The sequence below is a fragment of the Rhodococcus sp. 15-649-2-2 genome, assembly GCF_002258645.1.
Classification (GTDB): Bacteria; Actinomycetota; Actinomycetes; order Mycobacteriales; family Mycobacteriaceae; genus Rhodococcoides.
This window is the reverse complement of record NZ_NPFM01000017.1, coordinates 35560-47697: the sequence shown is the minus strand read 5'-3', so window position 1 is coordinate 47697 and position 12138 is coordinate 35560. Positions and strand designations below refer to the sequence as shown.

General features: G+C 66.0%; 15 protein-coding genes and 1 riboswitch. Of the genes, 9 read left to right on the top strand and 6 right to left on the bottom strand.

The window, feature by feature from the left end; translation table 11 throughout:
• Nucleotides 1-88 precede the first annotated feature (88 nt).
• A complete protein-coding gene (locus CH305_RS09585) occupies nucleotides 89-772 on the top strand; it encodes a response regulator transcription factor (protein WP_094703518.1) in 684 nt (227 codons plus the stop codon).
• A complete protein-coding gene (locus CH305_RS09580) occupies nucleotides 769-2223 on the top strand; it encodes a cell wall metabolism sensor histidine kinase WalK (RefSeq protein ID WP_256983639.1) in 1455 nt (484 codons plus the stop codon). The genes CH305_RS09585 and CH305_RS09580 overlap by 4 nt, the downstream gene beginning before the upstream one ends.
• Here the strand turns inward: CH305_RS09580 and CH305_RS09575 are convergent, their stop codons facing one another.
• Together CH305_RS09575 and CH305_RS09570 are read right to left on the bottom strand one after the other, a co-directional pair.
• Nucleotides 2224-2709 carry a GNAT family N-acetyltransferase gene (locus tag CH305_RS09575; protein ID WP_094609039.1) on the bottom strand — a complete coding sequence of 162 codons (486 nt, stop codon included), beginning with the start codon at nucleotides 2707-2709 and terminating at the stop codon, nucleotides 2224-2226. It lies immediately after the preceding gene.
• Between the two features lie 9 nt (nucleotides 2710-2718).
• Nucleotides 2719-3459: a 1-acyl-sn-glycerol-3-phosphate acyltransferase gene (locus CH305_RS09570; protein WP_037152791.1), complete on the bottom strand. Its 741-nt coding sequence runs from the start codon at nucleotides 3457-3459 to the stop codon at nucleotides 2719-2721.
• A gap of 101 nt (nucleotides 3460-3560) precedes the next feature.
• Here CH305_RS09570 and CH305_RS09565 point away from each other — a divergent pair, with 101 nt between their 5' ends.
• On the top strand, nucleotides 3561-4439 hold the full coding sequence (locus CH305_RS09565; RefSeq protein ID WP_094703516.1) for a hypothetical protein: 879 nt from the start codon (nucleotides 3561-3563) through the stop codon (nucleotides 4437-4439).
• A gap of 44 nt (nucleotides 4440-4483) precedes the next feature.
• Here CH305_RS09565 and serS read toward each other — a convergent pair whose 3' ends face one another.
• Nucleotides 4484-5737 carry a serine--tRNA ligase gene (serS, locus tag CH305_RS09560; RefSeq protein WP_032405417.1) on the bottom strand — a complete coding sequence of 418 codons (1254 nt, stop codon included), beginning with the start codon at nucleotides 5735-5737 and terminating at the stop codon, nucleotides 4484-4486.
• 11 nt (nucleotides 5738-5748) lie between these two features.
• Entirely contained in the window at nucleotides 5749-6141 is a 393-nt protein-coding gene (locus tag CH305_RS09555) for an ankyrin repeat domain-containing protein (RefSeq protein WP_032381061.1), read from the bottom strand.
• A 24-nt stretch (nucleotides 6142-6165) separates the two neighbouring features.
• Between CH305_RS09555 and CH305_RS09550 the strand changes: the two genes are divergently transcribed.
• A complete protein-coding gene (locus CH305_RS09550) occupies nucleotides 6166-7257 on the top strand; it encodes a septum formation family protein (protein ID WP_037175130.1) in 1092 nt (363 codons plus the stop codon).
• Nucleotides 7258-7270: 13 nt separating this feature from the next.
• Nucleotides 7271-7603: a metallopeptidase family protein gene (locus tag CH305_RS09545; protein ID WP_080734486.1), complete on the top strand. Its 333-nt coding sequence runs from the start codon at nucleotides 7271-7273 to the stop codon at nucleotides 7601-7603.
• A 184-nt stretch (nucleotides 7604-7787) separates the two neighbouring features.
• On the opposite strand, the gene CH305_RS09540 is transcribed toward CH305_RS09545, so the two are convergent.
• Together CH305_RS09540 and CH305_RS09535 are read right to left on the bottom strand one after the other, a co-directional pair.
• A complete protein-coding gene (locus CH305_RS09540; RefSeq protein WP_037152416.1) occupies nucleotides 7788-8591 on the bottom strand; it encodes a CbtA family protein in 804 nt (267 codons plus the stop codon).
• Nucleotides 8582-8776 carry a CbtB domain-containing protein gene (locus tag CH305_RS09535; RefSeq protein WP_032381168.1) on the bottom strand — a complete coding sequence of 65 codons (195 nt, stop codon included), beginning with the start codon at nucleotides 8774-8776 and terminating at the stop codon, nucleotides 8582-8584. The genes CH305_RS09540 and CH305_RS09535 overlap by 10 nt, the downstream gene beginning before the upstream one ends.
• Nucleotides 8777-8822: 46 nt before the next feature.
• Nucleotides 8823-8978, bottom strand: a riboswitch (cobalamin riboswitch).
• Between the two features lie 80 nt (nucleotides 8979-9058).
• Between CH305_RS09535 and CH305_RS09530 the strand changes: the two genes are divergently transcribed.
• From CH305_RS09530 to CH305_RS09515, 4 genes are all read left to right on the top strand, one after another.
• Nucleotides 9059-9625, top strand: a complete 567-nt coding sequence (locus CH305_RS09530) for a histidine phosphatase family protein (RefSeq protein WP_094703624.1) — start codon at nucleotides 9059-9061, stop codon at nucleotides 9623-9625.
• A gap of 86 nt (nucleotides 9626-9711) precedes the next feature.
• On the top strand, nucleotides 9712-10023 hold the full coding sequence (locus CH305_RS09525; protein ID WP_032381057.1) for a PE family protein: 312 nt from the start codon (nucleotides 9712-9714) through the stop codon (nucleotides 10021-10023).
• 98 nt (nucleotides 10024-10121) lie between these two features.
• Nucleotides 10122-11291, top strand: a complete 1170-nt coding sequence (locus CH305_RS09520; protein ID WP_256983638.1) for a PPE family protein — start codon at nucleotides 10122-10124, stop codon at nucleotides 11289-11291.
• A complete protein-coding gene (locus tag CH305_RS09515) occupies nucleotides 11288-12112 on the top strand; it encodes an ESX secretion-associated protein EspG (protein WP_094703515.1) in 825 nt (274 codons plus the stop codon). Before CH305_RS09520 ends, CH305_RS09515 begins: the two co-directional genes overlap by 4 nt.
• Nucleotides 12113-12138 lie beyond the last annotated feature (26 nt).

Genomic DNA, 12138 nt, shown 5'->3' with positions numbered 1-12138 from the left:
GTCACCGACATTGCCGTCGCTAGCTGAAGTCACCCTGAAGCCGGGCGCATCTTCAGGATCACTTCAGCTCGTGGGTGACAATCGAGGCATGACATACAGTTCCGCTCCCCGGGTGATGGTGGTGGAGGACTCGTTGCCCATCCGAGAAGCGCTGGTGGCCGCGTTCGAGGACGCGGGGTTCACCGCCGCGTCCCTGCCCGACGGGGACGATTTCGAGACCACGATGGCAGGCTTCCGGCCCGATGTGGTGATTCTCGACGTCATGCTGCCCGGTGCGCGAGACGGTTTCGCTCTCATGGACGTGGTCCGGCAGAGCACCGACGCGGGCATCATCATGGTCACCGCGAAGGACCAACTGGCCGACCGACTGCGCGGACTGAGTGACGGTGCCGACGACTATGTGGTCAAGCCATTTCAGCTCGACGAGGTGGTAGCCCGCGCAAAATCCGTGTTGCGCCGCCGCGGTCGGTCGTCCGACGCAGTCCAGGTCGGCGATCTACTGGTCGACGAGCCTGCCGGAGTTGTGACTCGGGCGGGTCAGGTTCTCGATCTGACGGCGACGGAACTTCGCTTGGCCACGTTCTTGGTCGCGCAGCGCGGACGCACGGTCTCCAAAACGTCCATCCTCGAATCGGTTTGGGGCTACGGCGCGTACGACGGCAACCTGGTGGAAGTTCACATCAGTGCGTTGCGTCGGAAGATGGAAGCCCATGGGCCGCGGTTGATCCATACCGTCCGGGGCCTCGGTTATGCATTGCGGGCTCCGAAGTGAAACGCACGCCGACCCCCTCGCTGCGAATGCGGGTGGTCGCCACCGTCGTCGCGTTGTTCGCGGTGTTGCTGGTGATCGTCGGCTCTTCGGTGGATGTGGTTCTCGGTCAACAGCTTCGGCGAGACTTGGAAGCACGGTTGTCGGACCGGTCAACCCGTGCCGTCGAGCTCGTGGAGAGCGGCGTCGGATCCGAGGATCTGGTGCAGGCCCTTCAGGGTGACGCCATCAGAGTTCGCGTGACCGCTGTGGACGGCACGGTGTACGGGGCTCCCGGTGGCGAGCCGCCCGCGCAGGACGATCGGCCCGCGGGACCCAACCCTCCGTCCGGCCCGTCGAATGCTCCCACTCCCCCGGGACCGCCCGATCCGCCTGCCCCACCGTCGGATTCGCTGGAGATCACGAAACCTCTGCCTGATGGCTCGACGCTGTCGCTCCTCGGTGATACCACCGCGATCGCCGATGTTCGGCGTCAACTCCGGATCCTGATGCTGGGGGCGGGAGCCGTCACGCTGCTACTGGCCGCCGCTGCTTTGACCTTTGCCGTGCGACGCGCACTGTCTCCACTGGACTCCATGACCTCGGTGGCGCGTCGAATCACCAACGGCGACAGGGGTAGACGCCTGCTCCCCACCAAACCGAACACCGACCTCGGCCGTACGGCATCGGCCGTGGACGAGATGCTCGACGCCCTCGAGGACGCCGAACGACGCGAGGCCTCGGCCGCACGCACAGCCAAGCTCGCCGAGGAGGACATGCGCCGGTTCTTGGCCGATGCCGCACACGAGCTGCGCACACCGGTCGCCGGTATCTCGGCGTTGGCGCAGTCGCTGCAGCGCGATGCCGAGCAACGCCCCGATCGAGTCGCACGCTGGAGCGAGTTGCTGGTCGGCGAATCCGCCAGAGCATCGCGTCTTGTATCCGACATGCTCGATTCCGTTCGCGCAGAGAATACTTCGGACCTCGAGCTGACAGATTCCGACCTCGCAGACCTCACCCGCCGCACGGTGGAGAGAGCAGCTCTGCTCACCCCGCACATTCGGTTCGATATCGATGCGGCGCAACCGGTTCCGGTTCGGGTGGACGTAGGCCGCATCGAGCAGATTCTGTCCAACGTGCTCGACAACGCCAGTCGTTTCACGCCCAGAGGCGGCAGTATCACTGTCGCCGTGAATTCAGTGGGCAACGAGGCTGTCGTCACCGTCGACGACGAAGGGCCCGGTGTCCCAGAAGCAGACCGTGAGCGCATCTTCGAGCGGCTCGTCAGGCTGAACTCCGCACGCGATCGCTCCTCCGGCGGCGTCGGGCTCGGGCTCTCGATCGCACGGACGCTCGCTCGCGCACACAACGGTGAACTGGTCTGTGCCGCAGGGCCTACGGGCGCGAGATTTCGCCTGTCACTTCCTGGCCTCACGGGTCGTTCCGCGGGCTCCACTCCGGCGAGCGGCAGATAGCTACTCGACGATCAGGTCCATCAGCAGACTGTCGTGCCAGCCATCGGGACCCTTCTCGTATTTGCGCATGATCCCGACCGGCTCGAAACCGACTGCGCTGTAACACGCAATCGCCATCGCATTGTCGGCAGCCGGATCGATCACCAGGCGGTGGTGTCCCAGATCGACTGTTAGGTAGCGCACCAGTGTCCCCACGGCATCTTTTCCGACGCCACCGCCGTGCACTGCCGGATCCAAGAAGATGTCGATCGACGCATGCCGGTACATCGGGTCGGTCTCCTCGCCGTACTGAATCAATCCGACTGGCGCACCATCCAATTCGACAACCATGCGGTTCTCTTCAGGGTTGTCGGACGGCCAGTTCTCGTCGGCATCCTCGTCGCCCCACCGCGCGTACACCTCGGGGGTGTGCAGAATTCGGCGCAGCTCCGGCACATCCTCGGCGGCGACGGGCCGTAGCACGACCCGTTCACCGCGGAGGTTCATCGCACAGTTCTATTCGGCGCGCTTGGCCGCACGTGCCGCCAGGTCCTGGGCGTCGAGCTTATCGGCTTCCTCCAGGGTCGGGGCACTACCGCCGAGTCGGGCCGGCACCCAATACGCGCCGGGCTCGTGGTGGTAGTTCTCCTGCAGTTCGAGCAGCATCTTCTGCATCACCGCGCGTAGCTTGTCGGTCAGTTCGTTCGGCGGTCCGACCGGCGCAATCGGCTCACCGACGGCAATGGAGATCGGAGTGTTGGTGCGGCCCAATCGCTTCGGGTAGCCCTTGGTCCACACGCGCTGCGCGCCCCAGATGACCGTCGGGATGATGGGGACGCCGGCTTCGATGGCCATGCGCGCTGCGCCGGACTTGAATTCCTTGATCTCGAAGCTTCGGCTGATGGTGGCTTCGGGATACACGCCCACGAGTTCGCCGTTGCGCAGACTTTCCACCGCCGACTTGTAGGACTCGGCACCTGCCCCACGATCGACGGGGATGTGCCGCAGCGCACGCATGATGGGGCCTGAGATCTTGTTGTCGAAGACTTCCTTCTTGGCCATGAAGCGGATGTAGCGCTTCACTCGCCGCGGTGGCAGTCCGGCGTAGGTGAAGTCCATGTATCCGGTGTGGTTGACGGCGATGACCGCGCCACCGGTAGCAGGGATGTGTTCCTCGCCCTCGACCTCGAACTTCAGGCCCTCGAACGCGAACACGGTGCGAGCGATGCCGATGACTGATCGGTAGACGGGTTCCACAGTCGGTTAGCGTAGTCGGTGGACGGGGCCGGAGAAAGGTGCGGCAGAGTGCGGTCGGGTCGTGCGCAGTTCGGCAGAAGAGCTATGGGGGAGAGAAACACGTGAAGAACAGAGCGGCACGACCGCGGCGCAGCCGAGTCGGCCGAACCGCGCTGCCGCTGATCGCGACGATCGCACTGGTCGGTGCCTGCGATTCCGCGGTCGGGATCCCGTCCGATCAGGCCGCCTCGCCGAGCAACACAGTCGAGTCCACAGCCGACGAGTCGACCACCCAGGAATCGCCGTCGACCACAGCCACCACCCCGATGCCCCCGCCCATCCCACCGGGGCCACCCGTCGGCGAAGCGCCCGGCAATCCCGCGGCCGCGGCGGCCCTGCGGCCGTTCGTCAACGATCTCACGGGCGGCGGCATAGGTGTCGTGACGGCAAAGTGCTGGACCGTCCCGCCCACCGACATCCCGACTATGTATGTCGACACCGGTGCCATCCTCGCTGCTGTGGCTGCTCCCGCCGTCGACGGTCAGTATGCGGTGACGTGGACCGGGCCCACTGCGACGGTCGCCATCAAGCGCAGCGAGATCACGTCCGGCTACGCCTGCCCTACCGTCTACCCCACCGGCACCGCCCCCGTGTTCGACGCGGCAGACGCGGCCTATTCCGTCGATCGCTATCTGGGACGCATCGCCGGCATTCCGGTCAACCGGGACGACGTGGAGGAGCGCTACCCACTCGTGTGCGAGAGCCGCGGCACGTGGGATCCGAATGGCACCGGGTCTCCTACTGCCCCACCTCTGGCCGAGAACCCGGCGATTCTGCCGAGCATCACCTCGTTCGATCCCGACAGCGTGTTCGTCACGGCTCAGAACGGCATCTACACGCAGGTCAATGCCGACATCATCGATGCCTCGGGGGCGTACCAGAACCGGACGTTCGTACTGACCGTCGGCGGCGAGGGCTACTGCATCGGCGACATCGCCTGAGCCTGCACTACTACCGCCGGAGTAAAGCCTGCGGAACGACCCAACTAGCGCAGTACGTCGGTCCCGACGAAGGGCACGAGGGCTTCCGGGACCCGGACGGTGCCGTCGGCCTGCTGGTGGTTCTCCAGGATTGCCACGATCCACCGCGTGGTGGCGAGGGTGCCGTTGAGGGTCGCGGCGATCTGAGGCTTGCCGTTCTCGTCGCGGTATCGAACGCCGAGGCGTCGGGCCTGGAAGGTGGTGCAGTTCGAGGTCGAGGTCAGCTCGCGGTATGCCTTCTGCGTGGGAACCCATGCTTCGCAGTCGAATTTGCGCGCGGCCGATGAGCCGAGGTCTCCGCCTGCGGTGTCGATGACGCGGTACGGCAACTCGACCGCGGCGAGCATTTCCTTCTCGTACTCCAGGAGCTTCTGGTGTTCGGCGGCCGCGTCCTCGGGCTTGATGTACGAGAACATCTCGATCTTGTCGAACTGGTGGACGCGGATGATGCCGCGGGTGTCCTTGCCGTAGCTGCCCGCTTCACGGCGGAAGCACGACGACCAACCGGCGTAGCGCTTGGGGCCGTCGGCGAGGTCGATGATCTCGCCCGAGTGGTAGCCCGCGAGAGCAACTTCCGAGGTTCCGACGAGGTAGAGATCGTCGGCTTCGAGGCGGTAGATCTCGTCTGCGTGTGCACCGAGGAAACCGGTTCCCGACATGATCTCCGGCCGCACGAGCACCGGCGGGATCATCATGGTGAACCCGTTCTTGACGGCCTTCTGCGCGGCGAGCTGCAGCAGACCCTGCTGCAGCAACGCGCCGTAGCCGGTCATGAAGTAGAAGCGTGAGCCCGAGACCTTTGCTCCGCGTTCCATGTCGATCAAGTTGAGCGACTCACCGAGCTCGAGGTGGTCCTTGGGCTCGAAATCGAACTCCGGGATGTCGCCGACCGTCTCGAGCAGTACGAAGTCGTCTTCACCGCCTGCGGGTGTGCCGTCCTGAACGATGTTGGAGATCGCGCGGTGTGCCGTGTCGAGAGCTGCGTCGGCCTCGGCCTCGGCGGCCTGCGCGGCCTTGACCTTGGCGGCCAGTTCCGATGCCCCGGCGAGCAGCGCTGGACGATCCTCGGCGGAGGCCTTTCCGACCTTCTTGCCCAGTGCCTTCTGCTCGGCGCGCAGCTGATCTCCGGCGAGCACGGCGGCCCGGCGGGACGCGTCGGCATCGAGAAGCGCGTCGACGAGGGCGGGGTCCTCGCCTCTGGTGCGCTGCGAGGCGCGTACGGCGTCAGGATTTTCGCGAAGGAATTTCAGGTCGATCACGAGAGGGAACCTTACTTGCCGAGCAACCCCAGGTAGTCCTCGCGTCCGAACATCGTGGCGGCATCGATTGCCGACGGGTGACCCCCGTGCGGATCGGCTCCTCCGTCGACGAGAACTCGCACCACGTCGTCCTCCCCTTTGAAGACCGCACCCGCGAGTGGGGTCTGCCCCTTGTCGTTGGGCTTGTTCACGTCGGCACCGCGCTCGACCAGCACGCGCACCGCATCGGCATGCCCGTGATACGCGGCAAGCATGACCAACGTGTCCCCGGACTCGTTGTGGAGATTCACCGGAACTCCCGCGTCCACGTAGCTCGCCAAACCGGCCGCATCGCCGGTGCGCGCCATCGTGAACAGTCGGCCGGCAAGCTCGCTGAGGTCGTCGTCACCTGTCGGGTCGCTCATGAGGACCGAACATACTCGGGCATGATGGAGGCGATGTCCGCGAACGAAACAGACCCCCCAGAGAGCCGGAATCGGCGAACTCTCTCCGCAACCACCGCCCGACGAGGGCTCGCCATGGTTGCGGTCGGTGCAGTGCTGGCCGCGGGTGCGACGGCGTTCCTCTCCGACGGGTTCTCGGCACCCGAGAAGATCACCACCCATTCGGCGGCCAGTGGTCCGGTGACCGACGGACCCGTATCGGCATCCTCGTTCGGCGCAGCCGATCCCGGTACGTGCCTGCAGTGGACGCCCACCGACGATCCGGAGACCGACCGACAGGATCTGGCCGAAGTGTCGTGCGCCGATCCTCATCGCTTCGAGGTCGCTCGCGACATCGACATGAGCGTCTACCCGGGCGTCGAGTTCGGTCCCGGTTCGCAGTATCCCGGGTCCATTCGGTTCGGCCAGCTCCGTGACGAACACTGCACGGCCGCCGTCGACGATTACGTCGGTGCCAAGTTCGATCCCAACGGACTCTTCGGCGTCGGGCTGATGTTCCCCAGCCAGGCCGGGTGGGCCAAGGGCGAGCGGACCCTGCGCTGCGGGGTGCAGATGCCGTCGAACACCGGAGCTCTGCTGGAGATGACCGGTTCGATTCTCGAGCAGGATCAGTCCAAGGTCTGGCCGACGGGCACGTGCATTGGTATCAATCAGAACGTGCCCGCGGATCCGGTGGACTGCTCGGCACCGCACGCCTTCGAGGTCGCCTCGGTGATCAACCTGACGCAGCAATTCCCCGGCGGCCACCCGTCGGAGGGCGATCAGGACGCGTACCTGGAAGGCACCTGCACCGACGCCGTCAACGGCTATCTCGGCTCGGACACGGCACTGCGCGACAAGACGCTGACGCTTTTCTGGGACACCATCGACGTCGCGAGCTGGCTCGCCGGTAGCCGTCAGGTGACGTGTTCGGTGGGCAAGGAACTCGATTCCGGCGGATTCGCGACCATCGTCGGCAGTGCGAAGGGCGACATCCTCATCAACGGTGCAGCGCCTGTCCCACCGCCATCGGCTCCCGACGGCCGCGCGCTGCCCACTCCGCTGCCCGGTGCTGCTCCGATCACCACCGGAGGCTGACATCCCCACCCAGATGACCCGCGTCGACTTCGAGGAAGCCGTGTCCGACGCCCTCGACACCCTGCCGCGCGAGCTCACCGACTTCATGAACAACGTGGTCGTTCTCGTCGAAGAGGAACACCCCACCGAGGACATCCTGGGGTTGTACGAGGGCATCGCGCTCACCGAGCGTTACGAGTACAGCGGACACCTACCGGACGTCATCACGATCTACCGCAAGCCGATCCTCGAGATGGTCGACGACGAAACCGAGGCTCGACGCGAAATCGCCATCACCGTGGCCCACGAAATCGGACATCACTTCGGCATCGACGACGAGCGACTGCATCAACTGGGATTCGGCTGAGCACACTCGATCACCCGCCCGCGCTCACCCGCTCGCACACCCCCGGAACGCGTGAATGGACCATTACATGCGTCTGAGCAGTGCAATGGTCCATTCACCCGGACCGACCAGGCCTCCCGCACCGCGTCGATGGCACTGTGCACACGTCTCGGCGATGCAGTGGTCCATTCACGCGGACGCTGGGCTACGCCGCAACTGCCTCTCGGCGAACAGGTCGAACTGCGCGATCGGTGAGGAACGCGAAGCCCAATCCCAGGGCCAGCCACAGGGTTGCCTGCGTGGCCAGTGACGACAGTCGGAATTCCCACAGCAGAGTTGCCGGGAAGTCCGCGCCGACCTCGTTGATTCCGGGCAACAGTGCGTACCCGATGCCGACGATCAACAGGAACGCCACGATCGGTGCGCCGACGCGGACTGCCACCGAATTCTGCGACGCCACGACCTTCGCGACATAGATTCCGACTCCGACGGCCAGCAGACCGAGAATCACCGACGCCAACCACAGCCACGTGCGCTGGGTGATGGTCTCCGGATCTCCGACGGCCGGCGGATTGGCCGGGTACTTGAAGAAGGGCACCGCTTCGATGGCCAACCACCCGGCACCGGCTCCGACGAGCGCGAGGATCGAGCCCGGGAGGGAGCTGAAGCGTCGGGCATAGTGCAGTGCCGACGCGAAGATCGCGCCCAATGCCAGGCCGGCGAGTCCGGTGGCGAGGAACAGTCCGACGCGTTGTCCGTCCCGACTGACCAGCGCCTCCTCGTCGCCGTGCGAGTGCGCCGCCGGTGCGGCATCGGCATCGGCGTGATGGGCGTCGGTGCCGGCTGCTTCCTCGATGGCGATGGCCGAGTCGATGTGCGGTTCGCCGACGACGTAGGCGACTGCTCCGGCGAGCAGGCCCGCGACGAGTCCGGCGAGCAGCCCTCGTAGCAGCAACTGAACGAAGGTCCCTTGCAGCGTCGGGCGATGGGTGGTGTCGGTCAGTGGCATGGCAGACCCAGCAGGTGGCGGCCGTCGTGCATCAGTTCGTGCATGTACATGCCACTGCGGGAGATTGCGCCCTGATCGAAGCCGACCAGGTAGAGCACGACGAAAGCGAGCAGTATCGTCGCGGCGACGATGACGGCGAGGGCCGCCGACTCCGTCGTATTACTGGGGGAATGAGTGATTGCCATGGTGTCCTCCTGGGATATGCGTCCCGTAGTCCCTTCCGAAAAGAAGAGACGGCCATGCGATGTACGAGTTTTCTGGCTCTCGAATTCGGACATATGCCCGACGTCGATCACAGTGGCGCAACCGTTCCGGATTTTCACCGGATTACCTGCGTACATCGCGTCTAACCTGCGAACTGTGGCACCGAACGCGACGTTGTGTCAATCGCTGTCCTGACCGACCGCAGCTCGGTGCCTGAACAACAGCTGCGCCACAATGACACCTGGCTGCGCCACAATGACACGGTGCCTGCGTCCGTGACCCGACTGATATTGGTGAGCCACGCCAGAACCGCCGCAATGCGCACCGGCCGATTCCCGGGCGACGAGCAGCTGGACGACTCGGGAATGCGAGACCTTGCTGCGGTGACCGACATTCCCCGAGCCGACCGCGTCCTGTCCGGCCCGGAATCTCGATCGATGGCCACGGCGCAGATCTTCGGCACCGACATCTCGGTCGAGCCCGCGTTGGCCGACATCGCCTACGGCCGGTGGTCCGGTCTCGAGATGACCGATCTGCCCGACGCCGACGCGATGGCGTGGCTGAGCGATCCGGCGTTCGTGCCGCCGGGCGGCGAGTCTCTGGTCACGTTGTTATCTCGCGTGCAGAAGTGGCTCGACGATGTCGGTTCGACTCCCGGTCGCACGCTGGCGGTGACCTCCCCCGCTGTGATTCGGGCCGTGGTGGTGCTGGTGTTGGCGGCTCCGGTTCGGTCGTTCTGGCGGGTCGACGTGTCGCCGCTCAGCCGCACTTCCGTCAGTCGTCGTGGCGGCGCGTGGACGATCGGTGCGGTGGCCGAGAAGTCGATCTGAGTATTTCTCGCATCGATGGAACCAAACCGTGCACGGTGGCGTCCTACCTACCGACAGTGGAAGTTCTTCGATCGGGGGCATGGCTCATGACCGTCATCAAGGTGGATCCGGTGGCACTGCAGCTCGCTGCTTCGGAGCTCGATGCGGTCGCCGCCAGGTTGCAGGCCGCCGTCACCGCGACGGCGATTCCCGTGCGGCCACTACCGCCCGGCACCGACGAGGTCTCTCTACTCACCGAACGATTCTTCGGCACCGCGGCCGATACCTTCGGACCTGCTGCAGCACAGGGCATTTCAGAGCTACACCGCGCCGCCGAGGAACTACGGAAGCAGGCCGCGGACTACGTGGCCACCGACGACGACACGGCGGGCGGCCTACCCGGTCTACCCGGCATCTGACGCTCGCACCGAACGCGACTGCACCACAACTCGACCGCACCACAGGAAACGACAGCATCACAAGAAACGCAGGGCTCGAACATCATGGGGGCTAGAGGATGACGCTCGGAGTGACAGGTGTGGTGTGGCTGCCGCGCACGGCAACGGGAAATTCGACCCGACTGCTCGGGCCGGGTCCGGTGCCGTTGCACGTCGCCGGCGGCGCGTGGGGTTCGGTGGCTGCAGCGTTCACGGAGGCGTCGGCGAGTATCGCCGCGGTCACTGCGGCGTTGACCGCGGGGTGGGAGGGTGATTCGGCCCTCCTCGCTCAGGCCGCGCTCGCACGTTTCGCAACGTGGACCGGGGCAACGGCATTGAAAGCGGCCGCGCTGTCGGTCGAGGCTCCGGCCGCCGGGACCACCTATGGCGTGGCGCTCGCGACCATGCCGTCACTGGTGGAAATCGGCGTCGTGCAGGCCGCCAAGGTCACGGCTGCCTCCACGGGCGGCGCGCTGAACGGCAGCTACGAGGCAGCCGAGGTGGCAGACCGGTTGCTCGACATACGGGCAGCCCTGGTGATGGAGGGATTCGAGCTGGTCAACTCGCACCGCATCGTCAAGACCACCTTCGATCATCCGCCCGCGATCGTGTCCGATTCCGGGAGCGGCCTCGGAAAGTTCGCCAACGCCGTGATGACCTCGCCCGTTCAGGCTGCGATCGGCGGCCTGATGGCGGCAACACAGAATCCCGGAGTGGCCGCAGCCGCCGGACAGATCGGTAGCGTTGCCACCTCCATCGCAAGTACCGGCGTGTCCACCGTGGCCACTGCCGCGTCGAACATCGGGTCGACGGCACTGTCCGGCGTCGGCGGCGGTCACGGATTCGCGTCCAACGGTTCGGCGTCTCTCGCGGTCGGCCCGGCCTCCACGCGTCCGGTCTCGTTCGGGGCAGGAGGTGCCGGCCTCGGGGGCTTCGGCGGTGTCGGAATGCCCGGGTCTGCGCCGAGTCCTGCCGGTGGCGGTTCGACGCTCTTCGGTCCAGGCCAGAGCGGCCCTGCCAACGCGTTCGGCGCACCCACCGCCGCCGACGGGGGCCTCGCACAGCGTGGGACCGGCACGGCGGGTGCGCCCGCATCGGGCGCACGCGGGCAGGCCGAGGACGACGAACACGAGACCCCGGACTACCTCAAGCAGTTCGAGCACTTCGCCGACGGCCGTACCGTCGCACCGTCCGTCATCGGTGCGGATCCAGCCCTGCCTGTACCCGATACCAGCGGAAACGGCCGTTGATCGACTTGGGAACCGTGCCGGTGGGCCACACACTGCCGAACGCCGCGCTCGGTGTGGACGAGATGGACTTCCTGGTCGACGAGCTGTCCATCGCCGAACTACCCATCGTCCTCGACGTGTTTCCGCGCTTCGACGACGCCACTGCCCGAGATCGCGCCCTCGGTCGTGGCCGAGACGCACTGGACAACGTCGGCCTGATCACCGGCGGCCGAGTTCACGAGGATCTGCAGCAATGGATGCGGGTTCTCGAACAACCGCACTGGTACGTCTCGGCGCGAGTGTTCGACGTCGAGAGCGACGAGCCGGCTCCCACCACCCGGATCTGCGTTGCGTCCGACGACCGGATCACGGTCTCTGCGGTCCGGCGAGAGAACGTCGTCACCATCCGCGTCATCCACGGCGACCCGGCCCGAGATCTCGCTGTCACGATCGGTCCCGCTACGCCGTTCGACCCCGGCATCGTCAACGCTCCCACCGCATTGCTGGCGCAGGCCCTCGATGCCGCACCGAGCGATGTCGGAGCAACCGCTTCCCGCCTCAGCCGCATCGGGATAGCCGACGACCGCGCGTCGGCCCTGGCATCGGTCATGGCCACGTGCGCCGGCAGAACCGAGATCACGGCTGTGGCGCCCAGACACGGCACCCGGCACGTGGCCGGTAGACCCGTCGCCCTGTTCGATACCCGAGCCGGACGCATCGTCGCCACCTCCACCCTGGCCGCCGACGGCACGTCCTGGAGCTCATTGACCGGGGCAACGGACCGCAAGGTGACGGCGGCGCTGACCGAGTTGATCGAGTCGGCTCGGGAACACCGGGTCTGACGAAGACAGGGTGTGACGAAGACAGG